Below are 21,902 nucleotides of genomic sequence, written 5' to 3'. Positions count from 1 at the left end.
TTGAATGGCTGATATCCTTCCCCCGCTGAAACCCATTCCCATCAAGGAGCGGCTTTCAGTCCTCTATATTGAATATGGACAACTTGATGTCCTGGACGGGGCCTTTGTGGTCGTGGATAAAAACGGTGTGCGCACGCATATCCCCGTTGGAGGTGTCGTGTGTTTGATGTTGGAGCCTGGTACACGGGTGTCTCACGCCGCCTGCGCTCTGGCTGCCCGTGCGGGCACGTTGCTAGTGTGGATAGGGGAGGCCGGTGTTCGGCTCTATTCGGCTGGACAACCTGGGGGTGCCCGGGCTGACCGACTCCTGTACCAAGCCAAGCTGGCACTCGACGATGAATTACGGTTGAAAGTCGTGCGCAAAATGTATGCGTTGCGGTTCGGCGAAGAGCCCCCGCAACGCCGTTCTGTGGATCAATTGCGCGGCATCGAAGGCGCACGGGTACGTGAGACCTATAAACGCATTGCCGCAAAATATGGCGTGGAATGGAAAGCCCGGAACTATGACACCAGTGAATGGGACCAGGGCGACTTGCCGAACCGTTGCTTGTCCGCTGCCACTGCCTGCTTATATGGCGTCACCGAAGCCGCTGTCCTAGCCGCTGGGTATGCGCCGGCCATCGGCTTCATCCATACCGGCAAGCCGCTCTCCTTCGTCTACGACGTGGCCGATGTCTACAAATTCGAGACGGTTGTTCCTTTGGCTTTTCGTATTGCCGGGCGTAGTCCTGTGAATCCTGAACAACAAGTCCGTCTGGCTTGCCGCGACAGCTTCCGCGAAACCCGATTGTTAGAGCGCATCATCCCCGGCATAGAGGACATGCTGGCAGCTGGCGAAATCCCACGGCCAAAAGCCTTCGAAGAGCAAGTCCTCCCAGCCATACCCAATGAGGAGAACATCGGCGATGCTGGTCATCGTGCTTGAAAACGCTCCGCCAAGACTCCGTGGGCGGCTTGCCATCTGGCTGCTGGAAATCCGCGCCGGTGTCTATGTCGGGAACTACTCAGCCAAAGTGCGGGATCATATTTGGGAGCACGTCAAGGCCGGCCTCAGCGAAGGGAACGCCGTCATGGCCTGGCGCACCAATAACGAGGCGGGGTTCGACTTCGAGACTCTGGGGACCAACCGCCGTATACCGGTAGAAATAGACGGCGCCAAGCTGGTCAGCTTTCTTCCAGAAGGTGATGCAAGCGCTCTTACCCCACAGCCATCATGACGGGTGTCATGCCTCAGAGAAATTCGGTGGAATTTAAGGGCGATAGATTTGCTTGGTAGAACAATAGGATAAAAGAAGTATGTTCCCCGCGAGCGCGGGGATGAACCAGCAATTGGACCGGCAGCATGACGGGCACAGTAATGTTCCCCGCGAGCGCGGGGATGAACCGCAGCCGCTCAATGTGGGGACCATCGAAATCAGATGTTCCCCGCGAGCGCGGGGATGAACCGCAGCCGCTCAATGTGGGGACCATCGAAATCAGATGTTCCCCGCGAGCGCGGGGATGAACCGCAGGACGGGGGCGAGCGGGTGAAGGTGCCCCTATGTTCCCCGCGAGCGCGGGGATGAACCGCCTTGGCCAAGATGGAGCAGCATCGCGCCGAAATGTTCCCCGCGAGCGCGGGGATGAACCGGTATCACGAAGCGGTATGTGGCACAGCAGTTCATGTTCCCCGCGAGCGCGGGGATGAACCGCCAAATTCCATCGGATGGGATGTTGTACATCAATGTTCCCCGCGAGCGCGGGGATGAACCGGCGCTGTTGGCCCTGCCGCTGGTCCGTGCCACATGTTCCCCGCGAGCGCGGGGATGAACCGGCATTGCGGCCCCCTCGATAGGCGGGGGCGAGATGTTCCCCGCGAGCGCGGGGATGAACCGGGTGCCGGTGAGTTGTGAGCGCCCTGGTGATTATGTTCCCCGCGAGCGCGGGGATGAACCGCCATCGACTGGCGCACGTTCAAGGCCCGCATTGATGTTCCCCGCGAGCGCGGGGATGAACCGCCTGTGAGGAATGCGACGACCATTGTTGTGCTATGTTCCCCGCGAGCGCGGGGATGAACCGTTGTAACGTTTGTTCTCTCGTTCATTGTCGGTATGTTCCCCGCGAGCGCGGGGATGAACCGGCACGTTAGGCGCAGGCGCGGACCAAACGAACATGTTCCCCGCGAGCGCGGGGATGAACCGGTACCGAGTGACCCTTGTGCTCCAGCACCTGTATGTTCCCCGCGAGCGCGGGGATGAACCGCTACTATTCGTGCCACCATGAATCTTGATGGTATGTTCCCCGCGAGCGCGGGGATGAACCTGGAGTACTGTGCCCTGCGATTTCCTCGTCTTGCATGTTCCCCGCGAGCGCGGGGATGAACCGCCGTTATGCAAGGCGTGCGCGGCGTCACTCTGATGTTCCCCGCGAGCGCGGGGATGAACCGCCTCTATGATCGGTGGGTGTCAAAGACCCTGGCATGTTCCCCGCGAGCGCGGGGATGAACCGTTACATTATCGGAGAGTGTTACGGGAAGCCCGATGTTCCCCGCGAGCGCGGGGATGAACCGGCGGAAAACCGCTCAAGGTCTCCGACTGTGCAATGTTCCCCGCGAGCGCGGGGATGAACCGCTATCATCGTAACAGTAAGCGGTTAACCATTCTATGTTCCCCGCGAGCGCGGGGATGAACCGTCGCCCCCTGTGAAGTTGTCGCAGTATTATTTATGTTCCCCGCGAGCGCGGGGATGAACCGGAAATCTGTCCGTAGCGGCCAATGCCACGAGTATGTTCCCCGCGAGCGCGGGGATGAACCGTATCCGAATCTCGCCACAGCGATGCAGAAGTTATGTTCCCCGAGAGCGCGGGGATGAACCGCATCCTGACGACTGGGCGCGTGGCGCCATTGGATGTTCCCCGCGAGCGCGGGGATGAACCGTATCCGAATCTCGCCATAGCGATGCAGAATTTATGTTCCCCGCGAGCGCGGGGATGAACCGGAGGCTTAGGCGACCGTATGCGTGAGATGGGTATGTCCCCCGCGAGCGCGGGGATGAACCGCCACGCGGCGATGAGTTTGTGCCCGAGCCACGATGTTCCCCGCGAGCGCGGGGATGAACCGGTGTACTGCGCGGTATAACTGCCCGAGATGTTATGTTCCCCGCGAGCGCGGGGATGAACCGCAATGTGTGGCAATCCACGTATAGGTGCTGCTATGTTCCCCGCGAGCGCGGGGATGAACCGACAAAAGGCGGCGGAAATCAGTTTGTCAGGCAATGTTCCCCGCGAGCGCGGGGATGAACCGCTCTGTGTGAGTGCCGATCGTTTGAGGAGACCATGTTCCCCGCGAGCGCGGGGATGAACCGGATGCCCCAGTCCTTAATCGAAGATGTAACAGTATGTTCCCCGCGAGCGCGGGGATGAACCGGACCAACGTTTAAAGGGAAAGTATCCCGAGTTATGTTCCCCGCGAGCGCGGGGATGAACCGTCTCCCGGTATCCCCTTATGCCGGGAGCCTAGATGTTCCCCGCGAGCGCGGGGATGAACCGAATTTTGGCGGATGTATCCGAAGAAGGTCGGCATGTTCCCCGCGAGCGCGGGGATGAACCGAAGTTCGCCAAGGTGGGCGAAGGGGAAAAGCTATGTTCCCCGCGAGCGCGGGGATGAACCGCATCTTGCCCAAGGCGTCATTGTGGGCCAGGAATGTTCCCCGCGAGCGCGGGGATGAACCGCATCTTGCCCAAGGCGTCATTGTGGGCCAGGAATGTTCCCCGCGAGCGCGGGGATGAACCGGCAACTAGCAGGCCAACTGAGGCGGGGACCTGCATGTTCCCCGCGAGCGCGGGGATGAACCGACTTGCCCTCCCAATGTGCGGAAGGGTGATCCATGTTCCCCGCGAGCGCGTAGCGCCCGCTCGAAAGAGCGGGCGAGGATTGAAAGATTGTAGAGCAATCATGGTCGGTTAGGTAGTCTGGGCGTTATGTCGGTCAGTTTGTGGTAACCAGATAAACAAAACAAACCAAATAGACCAGATGAACCAGACAGACCACTAGCGTGGCCGTCGTTTCGTTTTGGCAGTCGGCAGGGCAGTGAGCGGATCGTCGGGCCAGGAGTGTTTGGGATAGCGGCCACGGAGTTCTTTTCTGACCTCGAGATAGGTGGACCTCCAGAAACTGGAAAGATCCTTCGTGACCTGGACGGGCCTGCGTGCCGGTGAGAGGAGGTGCAGCATGACGGGAATCTTCCCGCCGACGAGACGGGGCGTGTCCTTGCAGCCAAACATTTCCTGCAACCGCACAGCTAGGATTGGTAGATCAGCCGTCTCATAATCTACTCGAATGGTCGATCCGCTTGGGACGGTCAGGTGAGTGGGGGCCAACCGTTCGAGCTGGCGTTGCTGTTCCCGGGAGAGGAGTGCGTGCAAGGGTTGGCTGAAATCGAGCCGTCTGACTCGGTCAAGTGTCGTCTGTCCGAAGAGATAGGGGCCAAGCCAGTTATTGAGTGTCTGCAGCAGGGCGTCGTCCGACAGATCAGGCCATTGAGACTCTGGACCTTCGATCCTCCGTAGAAAGGCCACTCGCGCCCGCCAGTGACGAAGCTCTGAAGTCCAGGCGAGCTTGTCGAGTCCCGCTCGACGGATACCCTGTACCAAGGCAGCGACGATGCGGGCAGGATCAGGCTCCGAGAGTCCCTGCTCAGCTAATATGAGAGAGCCCAATCGCCGTTGTCTGGTCGCACGAACCACCTGTGCCTGATCATCCCATGATACTTCATCCATCACTTGAATCCTGTTTTCGTACAGGGATTCAACATCACTGAGCTGTACCGGCGCGGCCAGATCGATCCTGGCCCACTGTGCGCCCCCGTCGAGGTCGGCAATGACCAGATAGTCTTCTGAACCGAGTGGATCAGGATTCACAAAGAGGGCGCCACGGCCATTGGTCATGAGATAGCGTGCGTCATTTCCCTGTTGGCGTTGGGCAATGCGATCCGGGTAGGCAAGGGCGAGCAGGAGGCCGACAGGATAGAGGTCGTCGTGTTTGTCAGCCTGTTTCTTGTCTCTCTGTTGGGAAAGTTGTCGCTGCCACAAGTCGGCAGTACGCCTCACTCGCTGGCAGACGGTGCGGTTGACGGTTGTACCGGCAGCCTGATTGTGCTTCCCATGCAAGGCATCCAATCGGAGTCGCAGATCGGCATTCCGCCAGCCGGATGGGCCTCGCAGGATATCCCGTTCACTGAGAAGAGCCGCGAGTTCACTAGCCAAGCCGGTGAGATTCAATGGCCCAGACTTGAGCAGCATGTGAGAGAGACGTGGATGCAATGGCAGGTCTGCCATCTGTCTCCCATGGGGAGTGATCTGTCCCTCTATATCGAGTGCTCCCAGGTTGGTCAGCAGCACTCTCGCTTGAGCGACGGCTCCGACCGGTGGGGGAGTGAGCCAGGATAAGTCAGCTGGGTCGGGCGTGCCCCAGAGGGCCAATTCGAGCAGCAGTGGCCCGAGGTCAGCATCGAGCATTTCGGGCGGGCGACGAGGGGCTAACGATCGGTGTTCCGCAGCAGTCCACAGGCGGGAACAGATGCCCGGTTCAAGGCGACCTGCCCGACCACGGCGTTGTTCAGCTGAGTCCTGAGTGACGCGGATGGTTTCAAGCCTCGTAAGTCCGGAGCGTGGATCGAATCGAGGCACGCGCAGCAAGCCGGCATCGATGACAATCCGAATTCCGTCAATCGTCAAACTGGTTTCGGCGATCGAAGTGGCCAGGACAATTTTTCTTGTGCCAGGTTGTGAGGAGGCGATTGCACGGTCCTGTGTTTCTTGTGGTAGGTCGCCATGGAGCGGGGTGATGAGAACATTGGAGCCAAGATTCATATCCAAAAGTTTTCGTTCGACCAGGCGAATCTCTGCCATGCCAGGTAAAAAGACCAGGAGGCTGCCCTGCTCCTGGGTGAGTGACCGTCGGATCGATTGGATGACTGCCGCATCGAGACGGCCTGAAAGCGGCTGGTCGAGGTAGCGTGTCTCTACTGGAAAGAGGCGACCTTCGCAGGTGATCGCCGGCGCTTGGCCCAAGAGTTCTGAGATCGGCCCACAGTCCAATGTGGCAGACATGACGAGTAGGCGGAGGTCTGGGCGGAAAAGCCGTTGCGATTCCAGGCAGAGGGCCAGGCCTGTGTCAGCCTGTAGGCTGCGTTCATGGAATTCATCCAAGATGACGATCGCGTAATTGCTCAGTGCAGGGTCTTGCTGGAGCAAGCGAGCAAGGATGCCTTCTGTGACCACTTCGATTCTGGTCATGGTCCCCACCCTTGTGTCGAGCCTCATGCGATAGCCGACTGTTCCCCCGACCGATTCTCCCAGGGTGGACGCCATGCGATGGGCTGCGGCCCTGGCTGCCAGCCGGCGCGGCTCCAACATGAGCAGCCTCTTTCCTCCGAGCCAGGGGGTATCGAGTAGCGCCAGCGGGACTCGCGTCGTTTTACCGGCGCCAGGCGCGGCAATCAGTATGGCATTCCGCCCCTCCGACAGTGTGAGGCAAAGAGCGGGTAGGACATCTTCTATTGGGAGTCTGGACATGATAGGTTGAGTAGCTATCAGCTTGTTGAAAAAGCCCGCCAGCAGGGGGGGATGGCGCGGTGAGTCCCCTGTGCTCGCGCAACGCGCGGCCTCAGCAGGCCCTCGTTGGACGCGCGCAGTGGGGGACCCATCGGGGTCATCCTTTGGATCCCGTAAACGAGCGAGCGTAGAAGATCTATCTTTGCTCCCTTGCTGCGGCCTTGGTGAACGGTCTTTTTGAACAGCCTGCATTGAATGGTGAAACTGTCCACGACTTTCTCCCGCAGGGCTCCATCAACACCCTGTCAGACTGTATCAGACTCAGAAGCGCGGCGAAAAGGAAACAGAGACATGGCCGAGTATCAATGGACCATCAATAAACCCACTGTCGCGGGCTGGTATTGGTTTCGAGGCTTGGCACATGAAGCAGATCCCTTTGTTGTGCAGGTGGACGAGATCGGCCAATTTCAATGGCCGGACGGCGGATTTCAGGAAGTGATGCTGGCCAAAGGGGAGTGGGCGGGGCCGATCCAACTGCCTGAAGAATAAGAGGGGCGGAGGACCCTTGGGATGGTTTCCCTGCTCCCGGAACGCGCACGATAGGAATGTGCTCGTTCGACGGCCGCAATAGAAACCATCCCAAGGGTCCTCTGCCCGAACAGGGGTGCAGTTGGATACCCCTTGGAAAGGGCAGAGACAAGTAAGCTTAGAGGGAGTATTGATAGAAGGCATGGACTAAGCAGATCAATCAGATAAACGAGACAGACTAACTATGAAACACGAAACTCCACATGCATCTGCAGAAACACCGGCAAAGGGTTTTTCGCCCAGCTTTGCAGCGCTGGGTCTGGAGGCCGCTCTGCTCGCTACTCTCGATCAGCTGGGCTATGAAGAGCCGACACCGATTCAGCGGGAAGCGATTCCTCCGCTGCTGGCAGGCCGTGATCTCTTGGGTCAAGCTGCAACCGGGACCGGCAAGACGGCAGCCTTCACGCTGCCGCTGCTTCAGCGTGTCGCCCATGCTGCGCGGCGCTGTCCTTCCGTACTCGTTCTGGTGCCGACCAGAGAGTTGGCCATTCAGGTCGCCCAGTCCGTCGCGCGTTACGGCAAAGAATTAAAAATCTCCGTACTGCCGGTCTATGGAGGACAGGCCATCGGTCCCCAGCTCTTCGCACTGAAACGTGGGGTCGATGTTGTCGTCGCGACACCTGGACGAGCCCTGGACCATATCCAGCGAAAGACACTGCAACTCAAGACAGTTCAGACGGTTGTGCTGGACGAGGCCGATGAGATGCTTGACATGGGGTTTGCCGATGATCTGGACGCCATTCTTGAACAGACACCCAAAGAACGGCAGACTGCGTTGTTTTCTGCCACCATGCCGCCTCGGATCGCTTCCATTGCGAAACGCCATCTTAAGGAGCCGGTCGAGATCAGGATTGCCAAGGAGCCGCTCAAGGCAGGCGCTGCTCCGCGCGTCCACCAAACGGCTTACATCGTCGCTCGACCGCACAAGGAGGCGGCCCTGGCCCGAATTCTGGATATGGAGGCGCCGAAGTCGGCCCTCGTGTTCTGCCGCACGCGTATCGAAGTCGATGAACTCACGGCCATGTTGACAGATCGTGGGCATAGAGCTGAAGCGATCCATGGCGGGATGAATCAGTCTCAGCGGGATCGCGTGATGAATTCGTTCCGGTCCGGGCAAACGGAACTCCTCGTCGCGACTGATGTGGCAGCGCGGGGGTTGGATATTCCGTCCGTCTCGCATGTGGTGAACTACGATCTACCCACCTCCCCGGAAAGCTATGTTCATAGGATCGGACGAACCGGGCGGGCAGGGCGTGAAGGGGCAGCGATCACCGTCATCGACCCGCGCGAGCAGCGGTTGTTGTGGAATATCGAGCAGCTCACGAAAGCAAAAATCGTGGTCACTCCGGTACCATCTGTGGCCGACCTTCGCACGAAGCGGCTTGCGCGAACCAAGAGCGCAGTCGAAGAGGTGCTGACGTCCGGTGATCTGGATCTGTTTCGCGCCCTGGTCGCGTCGATCGCTACAGATGGAGATCCAACGGAGGTTGCGGCGGCAGCGTTGAAACTCGTCTTCCGCCTGCAGGGAGGAGAGCGGAAGGAACAGGATATTCCGGCTATACCAAGCAGGCAGCCGGAGCGGCCATCGATGGGGCGGCGGCCTATAGTAAATTCACAACCACGGGCCTCTGGCATGATGCAACGAGAGGGGCAGGGTAGATCGTTCAGCGGGCCTGGCCGTGGCAGACGAACGGCGGGCATGGCCAAGGTGTATATCGGGGCAGGCAGGGAGGCAGGCATCAGGCCTGGCGATCTCGTCGGGGCGATTGCCAACGAGGCCGGGCTCAATTCGAATGTGATCGGCGCGGTCGAGGTGATGGATCGTTTTTCGCTGGTGGAGGTGCCGGAGGTGTTGGCCCGGGAGATCATCGAGGCGCTCAGCCGGACCAGAGTCAAAGGGCAGAAGGTGGGAGTGAGGTTGTTTCTGGAACAGGGTAGAGGGAGGGCATAGCCAGGTGCCCTTCTTGCTCGCAGAACGCGCACGCTCAGAAGGTGCTCGTTCGATGCGCACAGTAAAGGGCAGCCTGGCTATACCCTCCCTTAGAGATTGGATAATAGTGATGCGCGAATGCGATGTCGTATGAAGAAGGAAGAGAGAATGGGAAGGGATCGATTACCTGGAGTCGGCACTCCGATGCCCGTCTAATCTTGCGAGTACCATGTGAGCTGCTGGAACTTGTTGGTCAGCGGCCTGCATCAGCCAAAGTCGAGCTTGTTCTTCATCCCTCGCCACTCCGCGCCCATAGGCGTACATGACTCCCAGCACGTACATCGCTTGTCCATTGCCGGCCTCAGCCAGGCGCTGAAGTCCGTCAGAGGCCTTTACGTACCAACTCACAGACTCGGGTGCTCTTGGCCCGCCGAGCTGCGAGTAAAAGCGGCCGAGACGATACTGGGCAAAGGCATCCCCCTGTCGGGCTAAGCGCTCGTCGTGACTCGGGCTGGAGGCCTCCTTTTGGATCGTCGAGCTCGTATTTAATACTTTCCCAGAGGAGGTTGATATCGCACGGTTCGAAGAGCGGCCTGCTGGACCATAGACATTGCCCAGTGATGTGTGGTTGCCATAGTGCTGGGTCACGAGTTGGGCAGAATAGGAGGAAGGTATCCGATTGTGTGATCCAGCCAGGCTTCCACCCGGCGAAGCTTCCGCGGCGGCGAACTCTCCCAGACGGAATTGTGTCTCCTCAGAGAAGGATCGTCCCTGCTGGCCACATTCCCTCAGGCCACCTGCAGAAGCTCCTTGTCCGATATCAGATTGACAGTCACCATTCTTGTCGAAGGACGGAACCCATACCTTACTCGGCGACACACTCCATACGACCGCGAAAACAATAAAAGTCCAATGGGCCAGTTGACGCCTGAGGATCCAACGAGCGCTGGGAGGCACTACTACGAGTCCAGGATAGCCTTTCGTAGCCATACCTACTCCTGATGAATGTTTCAAGTGAAAGTATATCAGGGAGTCAGAAAATTGTCTCGGTCTCGCAAGCCAGACTGCCACCCTTGAACGTTTGCTTGTGATCGTGTATTTCCCATATGTCGCGTACGGCCTAATAAAGACCTACCTGAAAACAGCTAGCAGTGTGTTGACAAACGACTTGAGCAGAACAGCCGCGCAAGGCCTGGATACGCGCAGACCCGTTCAGAAGCCATCGCAGGCTGTTCAGAAAGGCCACTTTCTCACCCGCCCAACCCCGCCCGCGCCGAGACGCGCCGTTGCCGCGGGCAAGGCCGCGGCAAGGAACGCCGCTGGCGGACTTTCTCAACAGCCTGCTCGCTGGTCCGGATGAGCGACAGGGATCTTTCGGATAGATTCCAGATTCCATTTAGCGTACTGTCTTGATGGAGCGACCCATTGTTCTTCTAAGGAGACGGAATGATCACTCGACTGTTCGTCATCACCATTCTGCTGGGCCTAGGGATCGTGAACATTGTGTACGCGGGATGGCAAGAGGTTGGCACCGCGGAGCTGTTCAATCATTATGTAGATCCTGGCAGCATTAACAAAACAGATCACTTTGCCAAGATGTGGGTCCTCGATGACTATAAAGTTCCTCAAAAGACGCTTGATGGGAAGCCCTTTCTTTCCGTTCGAACGCGCGAAGAATATGACTGCAAGAAAGAGAAGGTTCGGACACATTCTGTGATCGCCCATGCTGACCACATGGGAAAAGGTGTGTATGTGTGGGGCAATAATTATCCCAATGATCCATGGCGTCAGATCACCAGAGGGAGTGTAGACGAGGCCTATAGGAAGATCGCGTGCGGGGAGCAGTAGTCATCTTGAAAGATAGAAGCCGCAGCGTTGGTAGTTGCAGCGCGAACCAAGCTCATATCGCAGCATGTCAACGATGGTCACAGGGAAGGAGCCTTGCCGCAAGTGTGGTAAAGCACTGGAATGCGCTTCGCGAACAATGTTCTCGTAGTAGGAGGCCTGCTGGGGGGTTAGGCTCGGCCTGTTTCAAGCCGTTCCATGCGGGTCTTAAGCAGGGTCACGTCCGATTCGAGGGTGCGGATGCGTTGATCGAGCTGGGAGAATGAGAGCCGCAGGATAGCCCGCATTTCTTTGAACTCATCCCGCATCTCCTCGCGGTGATCATGAAGTTCCTGCTGAATGGTTGCATGGCCTTCGGCAATCTGTCGGATATCGCTTCGAAGTGATTCGGTGATAACGCCAAAGTGCCGCTTGAGTTCTTCCATCTGCTCGGCGTTCATAGCTCGTCTGTATATTCTCTTCGCGTGGAAAATGCAACGTGAAGTTTTGCAAGTAGTACGAAAAGGCCTCGTCTATGTGGCTTGAGTGAACAGTGTTTCAGAGGGGTAAAGAGCACGCATCCTGCTAGCCTGTTTTCTTCAGCTGCTCACTCGAAACTGTGTCGGGATGGGGGACGATATTGACCCCGTTCCTGCCGCGGCTTTTGACACGATAGAGGGCGTAGTCGGCCATCTTGCGTATGTGTTCAGAACTCAACGGGTGATCGGCGGACCAGATTGTCGCCCCGATGCTTACCGTAATGGGGAGCGCCCCGCTTGTGGTATCGAAGGGCCTGTCGCCGATGGCACTCCGAAAACGTTCGGCGCACTCCTGTAGGACGTTCAAGTCACAATTGGGGGCCACAATCAAGAATTCTTCTCCCCCGACGCGTCCGACGTGGTCGGAGCGTCGGGCAGTTTCGCGAAAGCGCCGTGCGGCTTCTTGAAGGACGAGATCGCCCACGGGATGTCCGTAGGTATCGTTCACTTTCTTGAAGTGATCCAGGTCGGCGATGAGGACTGCCACCGGTTCATGACTACGTTGAGCCCGCGACAGTTCCTGGCCCAAGATCGTAAGCGTCGTGGAGTGATTCAGCAATCCGGTCAGCGAATCGTGTCGAGCCTGTTCCTTGGAATCGTGAAGCAGTAGCAGATTCTGAATCGCGGTACCGGCCTGGCCGGCAAGGGTCAGTACCGTCTGCTCGTCCAGCTCGCTGAACCTGTCTGCGAGTCCCTGTTCGATGACTTTATTCGCGAGAAACAGTCGGCCGAAGAATCGGCTTTGGCATCGTATTGATACGCCGAGGAATGAGGTCAGTGATGCATAGTCCGCAGGAATTCCGTGGGCAGCCCAGTGTTTCGTGAGATGGTCCAGACGGATAACTCCGTCTTCGTGTGCTAGGGATCCCCCCACAGCCTGTTTAAGCAGAATGGTCTGAATGGTATGGGCCGCTGGTTCATCGATTCCAGAGGTCAGGAAGCTGGTCGTCTTGTGCATGTTGTCGTGGTAGACCTCCAAGGCCGCATAACGTGCGCCGCTGTTTTCTTTTGCGAGATGAAGGATGTGGTGCAGCAGTCCGTCGAGATCTTGCTGCGCGGATAATGTCTGGGCAGCGACGACTAACGTATGGAGAGTCTCCGTTCGTTTCGTGAGCGCCGCTTCTGCCTCGGTGGCCCTACGAGATTCGCGTTTCGCGATGTCCCATTCTCCGTGAAGCGCTTTCATCATTCCCAGCACAAGACCAAATAAGGGGAGAAGAATGAGAATGGCGAGGAACGACAATTCTCCGAGGAATGAGTGAATGGGGGTCAGGAGACTATCCCTGTCCACATGTATCAAGATGCCCCACCGTAATGGCGGGTCAGCACGGGCGATGTTGACTTGCGCATAGGCTGTGAGGAGGGAAGATCCGCGTTGAAGGTGGGTCTCTTGGATGAACCCCCGCTCCTGATTTCTCACCAGAGTTGCAGAAGGATATCCGACTGGTTTCAAATCGAGGTGACCTTCTCCTCGTTGCGTCGAGTCGCCGATCAAGTTGCCCTTTTCGTTGAGGAGCTGATATTCAAGATGCGATGCGTCTGTCCACTCGACATTCTTAAGTACTTGCATCGTGTCGTCGAGGATCTGCATCAGTGAAGGGACGCCTACGACGGCCGCGATCGCTCCGATAAATCTTCCATCGGGACTACGCAGGGGAGCGATTACCGTAAACGCGGAGGTGCTTCCGAACTCCTCGTCGACCCGCGGATCTAGAATTCTGACACCGGTGATGGTGCGTGCCAGTTGGAACCAGTGGCTTTGACTCCGATCGAGAGAGGTCTTTGAGGTATCGGTAGCCGCGACGATTCTCCCGTGGGAGTCTGTAATGCCAATCCACTGATAGGCTGGATGAGCCTGCGCCTTGTCGCGGAGATATTGTGTCAGCGCCTCCGGGTTCTGGTCTCGGGTGAATGGAGCGTTGGAGAGCAGTTGAATGTCGCTGTATCGCTCCAGGATCATCATGTCCAATTTACTGGCGGCATCCGTGGCCGCTTGCACCAGGCTGTGGCCGCTAGATTGAATCAAACGATCTTGGACCGTGTATGCGGCCCATCCCAGCAAGAGGAGCGTAAGCAGCCCACAGAGGGCTACCATGGAACCAATCCATGTCTGATGACGGTTCATCCATGCAGGGAATCGGTCTACCTTGAATGAAACGTGACCCGGTCTACTCACAGCAGAAGACGAATCCTTGGAGAGGTTGGGGGTCGGGGCGGTTTGGCTTTGGCTTTCCATTCAAGTCTTGCTTTGTTCCAGGCCGCTCTGCGGTGGATGGACTCATCATAGAGTAAATACCCAGCGAGGCAAGAAAAGTGCCGATTATTGCGCGAGTAAAGGCCTGATATTGTCTCTGAAAACAATATGATGAAAGGGGAACCAGGGGGGGCAAAATGGGGAGCAAAAGGGGCTTCTACGGCCTGTTGGCGCATTTTGCGGAGTCTCCATTGCCGCACAGTACGAATGCAGGAGTAGACCCAAGACTTTTGGGGGGTCTGTTGAAAATCTAATGACCGACAGAGAGAGTGGAGTATTATACCCTACTGATTATCAATGCATCGACAGGGTTGCCTATTGTGGGGGGTGCCGATAAGGTGAGGGCATCTCCTGCTAGGTTCGTACAAGACACGACTCAACGGTGGCTTGTCGCTGTGAATACGTGAGCAAAGGCTTTGATCGACCCTGGTTCTGTCCGGTTGTTCGGTCAGTTGCGTTTGTGTGACTGACCGAAACAAATTGGATAAGCCGGGTGCAGTACTGGCTAGATAGACCAGGTCCGGGTCTTACTGCGCAATAGTGATGCGTAGGCCGTTCGGAACGGGAGGCACTGTCAAAGGAGGAGGCGGGGGTGGTGCGGGGGCAGTAGTAACCGTGAATGTCACCGGCACGCTGACCAACGAGGCCCCGGTGGCACTGAGCGTGATCATGCCATTATGGGTACCGGGGCTTGTGGCGCCAGTTATCACACTCACGATTACAACGCCGTTGTTTGTGCCGGATGCCCGACTCAGCGTCATCCATGGGACATTATCGGTTGTGGTCCAGCTGAGCGTACCGCTCCCTGTGTTGCTGATGCTCAGGGTCTGGGTTGTAGGGTTCGCCCCGCCCTGCGTTGCAGTAAAGGAAAAGCTCGTCGGGCTTGCCCCGATAGCCGGTTGCGTGACCGGAGGTGGTGCTTCGGTAGGGGTGAAGGTTGCGAGGTTGCTGCCGCCGGACTCATTATTGGCCTGATCATAGGCCGTAACGAAATAATACTGAATCACTGTCGGCGTTCCGATATTGAAACTTGTCACCTTTCCCAGCGTGATGAGGATTGTCGCCGTGCCGGACGTGAGCGTGCAGGGTTGTTGACTGCATTGATAGACGCGATATCCTGCCAGATCCGGTTCAGTATTGGCGGTCCAGGTCAACGTGGCACCCCACACGGTACTCGACCACAACACAAGAACGGCGGCGATGGTTCTTACCCAGTTCAAGCTCATGCTCCCCTAACAGATTTTTCGGCAGCAGCCACACCGATTCCCGAGTCGGTAGCTGCTCTGGTGCAGGTGTCTATATGAAATTCTCCACTGACCGGGTCATCCGAGCAGAGGTCGAAGATGATGAGCCAGTGACCCTTTCGCACCATTTGTTCCCTTAACTAGCAAGGTACATGCCGTCGAGGAGCAAGAAAATCAGGTGGAAAATCAAGAAAATCAGCTGCAGCGAGAGGAATACCGATGGAGCTCAGGAAATGCTGTTCGAGATTGGCAGCGATGCTGAGCAAATCATAGCATTTATAAGAAGATAGATGATGTAGCCGTGGGCCTACAGATAGGACAGGGAAAAATGAGCGGAGACTCTACATCAACCAGAGAAGGCAGATGAGCAAAATCAGTTCACTGCGCAGGCTAGCCGGCATTATTCATGACTGTTCGTGGCGAAATCGCCAAGCCGCGTCGTGAGACCGGTGCGCGGAGCCCGGAGGGCCTGAGGCGTACGCGTGCACTACGGAGAGGGTCCGAGGGGCGAGCCCGCCGGCCGCCGGCTTGTCGCAACAGCGGATCGGCGATTGCAGCAGAAGAGTCATGAATAATGCGGGCTAAGGTTCTGTCATCTTGGCTTCTTCCCGCAACTGAAACTTAAGAGAAGGATATTCTCTCATGCAGTAGGTGAGCAGTCGTTCAGAGCCGAAGAGCATGACCATCGAACCGTCACGATCGACGAGTCGGCGCGTGTCCTGCGGCCAGTAGATGCCTGCGAGCACGTCGGGATCGCCGCTTATCCAGCGGGCCAGAACAAAAGGCATCCGCTCGACGAGGGTCTTAACCCCGTATTCAGTTTCAAGGCGTGAGGCGACAACATCGAATTGGAGTTCCCCCACGGCGGCTAGGATCGGCTCGCGGCGCACGTGATCCGGTGAATAGAACACCTGCATGACTCCTTCTTCTTCGAGCTGTTGGAGCCCCTTTTGGAACTGCTTTTGTTTCGTGAGGTCCTGGCTTCTCAGTACGCCGAAACATTCTGGGGGGAATTGCGGAATCGCGTCAAAGACGAGGGGACTACCGGAGCAGAGTGTGTCACCGATGGAAAAGAGGCCGGGATTCACGAGACCGACGACATCGCCCGGGTAGGCCTCTTCAATCGTTTCACGGTCACGGCCAAAGAGCCGATGCGGCCGCGTCATCCGGATCTTCCGGTCCAGCCTGGCATGGTACACCATCATGTCTTTCTCAAAACGACCAGACACGATACGCAGAAATGCCATTCGATCGCGGTGTTGAGGGTCCATATTCGCCTGGATCTTGAATACAAAGCCCGAAAACTTGTCATCCGTTGGCTGCACTAAGCCTTCAGAACTCGTGCGGGGCCCCGGTGGCGGTGCGAGCTGCAGGAATGCGTTCAGAAATGGTTCGACGCCAAAGTTCGTGAGGGCGCTTCCGAAGAAGACCGGGGTGAGTTGGCCGGCGAGAAAACGGTCGCGATCGAACTTTGTGCCGGCGCCGGTCAAGAGGGTGATTTCTTCCTGTAGGGGATCGTATGCCTCTCCGAGCATCGCTGCGAGACTTGGATGAGGGAAGGTTTCCACCCTCATCGGCGCCCGGCGTTGGTTATGCAGTGTCCGTTGAAAGAACAGAACTTGAGGCTGGCGAAGATCGTAGAGCCCTTGAAACCCTGATCCTTCTCCGATGGGCCAATTGAACGGGACTGCCGCCATGCCCAATATCTGTTCGATCTCCTCCAGTAGCTCGAACGGATGGCGTCCAGGCTGATCCAGTTTATTGATAAAGGTCATGATCGGGATATGGCGTTTGCGACAGACAGCGAAGAGCTTTTTCGTCTGCGGCTCGATGCCTTTGGCACTATCAAGCACCATCACTGCGCTATCCACTGCCATGAGAGTGCGGTAGGTGTCTTCGCTGAAGTCCTGGTGGCCTGGCGTGTCGAGCAGATTGACCCGTACACCCTGGTAATCGAATTGCAACGCGGTAGATGTGATCGAAATTCCGCGCGCCTGTTCCAATTCCATCCAGTCGGATTTTGCCGCACGCTGGTGCGACCGCGCTTGCACCGCTCCAGCTAGGTGCACTGCGCCTGCGTAGAGGAGGAGCTTCTCGGTCAACGTGGTTTTTCCCGCGTCCGGGTGCGAGATAATGGCAAACGTGCGCCGTCTGGCCGCTTCTCTAGCCAACCCATCCGATGTCGATTTCTCAATCGGCAGAGACATAGGTCTTCCTTTGCTTGCTCACCGGAGTACCAGAAGTATCCGGCAATGTTTTAACACCTGGCACCGGAGAAAACTATAGGTGCCAGGTCATCCTCCTGATCGAGGAACCTGCATGATCGGGAGGGGCTGGAGCCTGCTTGTGTGGTCGTCCCACACGCGGCCCAGAAGGATGGAGGGGAATACCCACGACCATTCTTTTTGTTCGGCAAGGACACGTAAGCAGCGTCGCCTGATAATCCGAGTGTGCCTTGGACTGAGAGACCCTCCGATCTATGGTATTGTCGTGTCTACTCCGCACCAGTTGATTGCGGGTCCCTCATCGGGGTTACAGCTATGGATATTGTCCAACAACGGTTATCGGATACGTTCAATAAATTTTTCGACTCGGAAAAGTCGAGCGGCATTCTGCTGATTATTTGCACCCTGTCCTCGCTCTTGGTGACAAACTCCTCAGTCGGCGCAACATATGTGAGTGTCTGGCACGTGTATGTCGGAGGGCTTAGCCTTGAGCATTGGGTCAACGACGGGCTGATGGCGATTTTCTTTCTATTCATCGGATTGGAACTCGAACGCGAATTGTATAACGGGGAACTGGCACAGTTCAGGAACGCACTGCTACCGATCGTTGCGGCGACCGGCGGGATGGTTGCCCCAGCACTGATCCATTTGTCGATCAATGCAGGAACATCAACGCAAGCCGGATTTGGAATTCCGATGGCTACGGACATTGCGTTTACACTTGGCGTCCTGGCCATTCTCGGAAACCGTGTTCCCGCGTCGCTGAAAGTGTTTGTCGTGGCCTTCGCTGTCATAGACGATTTGGGTGCGATCGTTGTTATCGCCGCCTTCTACACGACGCAACTGTCAGTTTGGTATCTTGTCGGCGCTCTGGGGATTTGGATCCTGCTGGTTGTGTTGAATCGGCTTTTCCGGGTCATGTCCCTCGTCCCGTATGTGCTTGGCGGCGCGTTGATGTGGTTCCTGATGCTGGAGTCAGGCATTCACGCGACGATTGCCGGCGTGCTGCTTGCCTTTGCAATCCCATTCTCTCACAACGATAACGACCTGAAGTCACCTTCCCACCAGCTCGAAGGTTTCTTGCACAAGCCCGTTGCGTTCGTTATCTTGCCGATTTTCGCATTGGCAAATACGGGCGTCGTTGTCGGTACGGACTGGATGTCCAACCTGGCGAGCACGAACAGCATCGGCATTATCGTCGGTTTACTTCTGGGTAAACCCTTGGGTGTGACGTTCTTGTGTTTTCTTGCTGTGGCAAGCGGCCTATCCCGCTTGCCGTCCGATTTGAATTGGCGGCATATCTCAGGAGCGGGAATCCTCGGCGGTATCGGATTTACGATGTCAATTTTCATTGCCAATCTTGCTTTTACCGGAAATGCGGATGTAATAAACGCTGCAAAGATGGCTGTTCTGGTCGCTTCTGTGACAGCGGGAGCCGGTGGATTTCTCTGGCTCAAAGTTTTCAGCAGGCCGGAAATGGCGCGGTCATAAGCCGATTGTCATGGATGAGGCCGCGCGAGTGTCTATCCACGACCGAAGGGATAAAGGGCCATCACGACATCAATTGGTTCTGAAGCTCGGTCGGCGGCTGAAGTCGTTAGAGATTCACTCTCAATCGATTGACAGAGCTGCCGACAAGACAGTAGCCTGACGCCGTTTTCTATCCCTTATCCACCTCGTAGGGTGCTCATATGGCCGAGCCTGAGACGACTAAGCCGGATACCGGTGAATTGATGCGGAAGCTGCACGAACGGCCGCAGATGCCCTTAGCTGAGTGGCTGCGAGCCCCTGCGCATGTGCACTATATCGCGTTTCGCATGAACGACCCGCCGATGCAACGACCGGCGAGTCGGAATGAGTTCAGATATCTTCTGGAGGCCTACAATATCCCTCCGGATGTGACGCTCGTTCGTGATGAGTTTGGGTATGGTGTGAAGGCGGCGGAGACCGGTGATCGGCTGATCGTGATCTGGGAGGCGCACACAGAGTACTACAGCTATCAAATCTGGCACATTCCTTCCGACCAGACTGGGAAGATAACCTGCGGCCCGATGGCGTTTCCGCAGTATCGGTTTCCAATTACTCCGCTCGGTGCGGAAGTGTGCCACCTGGATATCCTGCTCATAACCGAGCCGTTGCCGGCCAGTGAGGTATTGCGTCCGCAGTTTCCAGGCCCGGTCCTGTACGGCAGCCATATTCTCGATGAGGAGACTGCGCTGGTTACCAGCTTCACGCCGGATGAACATGGACGAGAACGTTATTGGGTCAGTGTCGGGTCCGGCAGGTCCAGCAGGTCTCACCTGAAAGACATTGTCGATGCGATTGTCAGAATTGAAACCTACTACCATCTGTTACTCATGCAAAAGCCGTTGTTTATGGCCGCTATCGATCAGGCCTACAAATTTGAGCAGGTGCATTTGAAGCAGCGTGAAATCATCACCGGACATATCGCCCATGCCGATTCCCTGACGCTGCAGCGGTGGCTCAACGGGCTGACGCAAGATTTGTTGAAAACGACCCGGTTAGCCGGCAGGTTGCATTTCGAGCTGTCTTCCTCTGTTCCCTACGACAAGATCGTCCACCGGACGCTGGCGTCGCTCGAGGAACGCACACTCTCACCGTATCGCCCGGTGTCGGACTATGTTCTGAGCGGAATTACGGGGGTGGCGGAGGGCTATCAACAGCTTCTGAAGCGTATTGAAACCCTTCGCAGCGGTTTTGAAGGAGTCATTTCCATCATTCGCGCTCGCGTTGATCTCATGCTCCAATCCCAGAATCTGACACTCTTGGCCAGTGTTGATAAGACAATGAAGAGCCAAGCGATCCTCCAGTATACGGTCGAAGGGTTGTCGGTTATTGTAATCGCCTATTATCTTAGCGGACTCATGGCCTATATCTTCAAAGGACTTTATGAGATGGGGTGGCTCGGTAGTGCGGATATTGCAGCGGCCTTGTTCGTTCCCGTCTCGCTGGGTCTCGCGTTGGGGATTACGATACTCGGACGGAAACTTCTCCGAAAGAAATTTTCCGACGAATCCGCGCCGACAGCATCAGCGAAGCCTCAGAACTGAGCATGCCGGGATGGAGTCTATCAGGGCTGTTATGCTTGTTGACCTGAGCCATGCTGCACTGGCTTGTTCAGGGAGGGCAGACAGACCACAGGAATGACTCTTCGGCTTGATTCCAATCGATTCTTGACCTTGGGCCTCTACCTCGATAGGCTCCTATCATTTCTCCGTGAAATAGGTGCCTATGATTTTTGTCACCGGTGGTGCCGGCTATATCGGATCACATACCTGCGTGGAGCTGCTTGCTGCAGGCTACGACGTCACAGTGTTCGACAACTTCTCCAACAGTCATCCCGAAGCATTAGTTCGGGTGGAACGGATCACCGGGAAAAAGCTCCGCCTGGTTCGAGGCGACATCCGAGACCGCTCTGTGCTCGTGGGAGCGCTGCGCGAGAGCGGGGCCAGCGCGGTGATTCACTTCGCCGGGCTCAAGGCTGTGGGGGAGTCGGTGGCACAGCCGCTGGCCTACTACGACAACAACGTAGTCGGTACCCTCCGCCTCCTGGAAGGGATGGGGGAGTGCGGGGTGAAGACTCTGGTGTTTAGTTCCTCCGCCACCGTCTATGGTGACCCGATTCGATTGCCGATTACGGAAGATCACCCGCTCTCTGCCACCAATCCCTATGGCCGTACGAAGTTGATAATCGAGGAGATCTTGCGCGATCTGCACGGCAGCGACGCATCCTGGCGAATCGGCATACTGCGATATTTCAACCCGGCTGGCGCCCACACCAGTGGATTGATCGGGGAAGACCCTCAGGGCATTCCCAATAATTTGTTGCCCTTTGTCGGGCAGGTGGCGGTGGGGCGACGGGCCTATCTTAGCGTGTGGGGTCATGATTACCCCACTCCGGATGGGACCGGGGTGCGGGATTATATCCATGTGGTGGATTTGGCCTTGGGTCACCTCAAAGCACTGACGGCTCTGGAGCGATCACGAGAGCTGACCGGATGTCTGACCGTGAATTTGGGTACAGGTATTGGTTACAGTGTGTTGGATATTGTACGGGCATTTGAACAGGCAAGCGGGCAGCCGGTGCCTTACAAAATGGCACCCCGACGTTCCGGCGACGTTGCCGCTTGCTATGCCGAACCGCAACGTGCATTGGAGTTATTGGGCTGGCGGGCGGAGCGCGGGCTCAACTCGATGTGTGCCGATGCCTGGCGCTGGCAAAGCGGCAATCCCAACGGGTATACAAGCTGACCCCTCGACGCGCAGAGGGGTATTTGGTTTGTCTCGTTTGTTTGGTCGAACAAAACTAACCAGATGAACCAAATAAGCCAGACCAACCTGTCTCACTCGGGGCAATCGATGAGATAGCGAGGTCGCGTGGGCGGGTCGGTGGCGATTTCTTGGGTATGGCAGGGGGGAAGATCTTCCTTCAGCCGCTTCAAGAGCCTGAGAACCTTCATGGCCGTCGGCACCTCGCATATCCATAGGTATGTGCCTGACTCCAGGTCTTCGAAATGTCGTTGCACGCGAAATCCCGGGTATTCCATGAAATATGCGGATAAGAATCCTCCAATGGCCTGCACCACCCAAGGGTGAGCGGTGGCATAGCGGTAGCTGACTCGAAGCTCGACCACTTGTACTGGCTCTTGCTCATCCATCGTTGTTAGCGATTATAGCTTCTTGGAAGAGTGGAATCGCCATAATTCCTTCTGCTGCTCCTGCCTCTCTTGACCCCTTCCAGCTCT

At 56.9% G+C, this 21,902-nt stretch carries 15 protein-coding genes and 1 CRISPR repeat array; of the genes, 8 read left to right on the top strand and 7 right to left on the bottom strand.

Features of this window, described 5'->3' with window-relative positions; genetic code table 11:
• Positions 1–4 precede the first annotated feature (4 nt).
• Together cas1e and cas2 are read left to right on the top strand one after the other, a co-directional pair.
• Positions 5–925: a type I-E CRISPR-associated endonuclease Cas1 gene (gene cas1e, locus HZB34_09840; GenBank protein ID MBI5316262.1), complete on the top strand. Its 921-nt coding sequence runs from the start codon at positions 5–7 to the stop codon at positions 923–925.
• Positions 906–1,217, top strand: coding sequence for a type I-E CRISPR-associated endoribonuclease Cas2 (gene cas2, locus HZB34_09835; GenBank protein MBI5316261.1), 312 nt, complete (start codon positions 906–908; stop codon positions 1,215–1,217). Before cas1e ends, cas2 begins: the two co-directional genes overlap by 20 nt.
• A gap of 79 nt (positions 1,218–1,296) precedes the next feature.
• Positions 1,297–3,893: a CRISPR direct-repeat array (repeat unit 29 nt; unit sequence ATGTTCCCCGCGAGCGCGGGGATGAACCG).
• Positions 3,894–4,027: 134 nt separating this feature from the next.
• On the opposite strand, the gene hrpB is transcribed toward cas2, so the two are convergent.
• Positions 4,028–6,553: an ATP-dependent helicase HrpB gene (gene hrpB, locus HZB34_09830; GenBank protein MBI5316260.1), complete on the bottom strand. Its 2,526-nt coding sequence runs from the start codon at positions 6,551–6,553 to the stop codon at positions 4,028–4,030.
• 330 nt (positions 6,554–6,883) lie between these two features.
• Here hrpB and HZB34_09825 point away from each other — a divergent pair, with 330 nt between their 5' ends.
• Positions 6,884–7,081, top strand: coding sequence for a hypothetical protein (locus tag HZB34_09825; protein ID MBI5316259.1), 198 nt, complete (start codon positions 6,884–6,886; stop codon positions 7,079–7,081).
• 223 nt (positions 7,082–7,304) lie between these two features.
• Positions 7,305–9,071: a DEAD/DEAH box helicase gene (locus HZB34_09820; GenBank protein MBI5316258.1), complete on the top strand. Its 1,767-nt coding sequence runs from the start codon at positions 7,305–7,307 to the stop codon at positions 9,069–9,071.
• 162 nt (positions 9,072–9,233) lie between these two features.
• On the opposite strand, the gene HZB34_09815 is transcribed toward HZB34_09820, so the two are convergent.
• Positions 9,234–10,040 (bottom strand): sel1 repeat family protein, encoded by an 807-nt coding sequence (locus HZB34_09815; GenBank protein MBI5316257.1) that lies wholly within the window; start codon positions 10,038–10,040, stop codon positions 9,234–9,236.
• Between the two features lie 456 nt (positions 10,041–10,496).
• On the opposite strand from HZB34_09815, the gene HZB34_09810 reads away from it, so the two are divergent.
• Entirely contained in the window at positions 10,497–10,898 is a 402-nt protein-coding gene (locus HZB34_09810; GenBank protein ID MBI5316256.1) for a hypothetical protein, read from the top strand.
• A 167-nt stretch (positions 10,899–11,065) separates the two neighbouring features.
• Here the strand turns inward: HZB34_09810 and HZB34_09805 are convergent, their stop codons facing one another.
• From HZB34_09805 to HZB34_09790, 4 genes are all read right to left on the bottom strand, one after another.
• On the bottom strand, positions 11,066–11,335 hold the full coding sequence (locus HZB34_09805; protein ID MBI5316255.1) for a hypothetical protein: 270 nt from the start codon (positions 11,333–11,335) through the stop codon (positions 11,066–11,068).
• Positions 11,336–11,459: 124 nt separating this feature from the next.
• Positions 11,460–13,508 (bottom strand): diguanylate cyclase, encoded by a 2,049-nt coding sequence (locus HZB34_09800; GenBank protein MBI5316254.1) that lies wholly within the window; start codon positions 13,506–13,508, stop codon positions 11,460–11,462.
• Between the two features lie 686 nt (positions 13,509–14,194).
• On the bottom strand, positions 14,195–14,887 hold the full coding sequence (locus HZB34_09795; protein ID MBI5316253.1) for a BACON domain-containing protein: 693 nt from the start codon (positions 14,885–14,887) through the stop codon (positions 14,195–14,197).
• A 605-nt stretch (positions 14,888–15,492) separates the two neighbouring features.
• A complete protein-coding gene (locus tag HZB34_09790) occupies positions 15,493–17,118 on the bottom strand; it encodes a peptide chain release factor 3 (protein ID MBI5316252.1) in 1,626 nt (541 codons plus the stop codon).
• Between the two features lie 333 nt (positions 17,119–17,451).
• Here HZB34_09790 and nhaA point away from each other — a divergent pair, with 333 nt between their 5' ends.
• From nhaA to galE, 3 genes are all read left to right on the top strand, one after another.
• The gene (nhaA, locus tag HZB34_09785) at positions 17,452–18,627 is read left to right on the top strand and encodes a Na+/H+ antiporter NhaA (GenBank protein MBI5316251.1); all 1,176 of its coding nucleotides are present in this window, start codon (positions 17,452–17,454) and stop codon (positions 18,625–18,627) included.
• Between the two features lie 200 nt (positions 18,628–18,827).
• The gene (locus HZB34_09780) at positions 18,828–20,207 is read left to right on the top strand and encodes a DUF3422 family protein (protein MBI5316250.1); all 1,380 of its coding nucleotides are present in this window, start codon (positions 18,828–18,830) and stop codon (positions 20,205–20,207) included.
• A 181-nt stretch (positions 20,208–20,388) separates the two neighbouring features.
• Positions 20,389–21,408, top strand: a complete 1,020-nt coding sequence (gene galE / locus HZB34_09775) for a UDP-glucose 4-epimerase GalE (GenBank protein MBI5316249.1) — start codon at positions 20,389–20,391, stop codon at positions 21,406–21,408.
• Positions 21,409–21,500: 92 nt separating this feature from the next.
• Here the strand turns inward: galE and HZB34_09770 are convergent, their stop codons facing one another.
• A complete protein-coding gene (locus HZB34_09770; protein MBI5316248.1) occupies positions 21,501–21,815 on the bottom strand; it encodes a hypothetical protein in 315 nt (104 codons plus the stop codon).
• Positions 21,816–21,902 lie beyond the last annotated feature (87 nt).

The sequence above is a fragment of the Nitrospirota bacterium genome, from assembly GCA_016219645.1.
Taxonomy (GTDB): domain Bacteria; phylum Nitrospirota; class Nitrospiria; order Nitrospirales; family Nitrospiraceae; genus Palsa-1315.
This window is presented reverse-complemented; position numbering and strand designations above follow the sequence as displayed.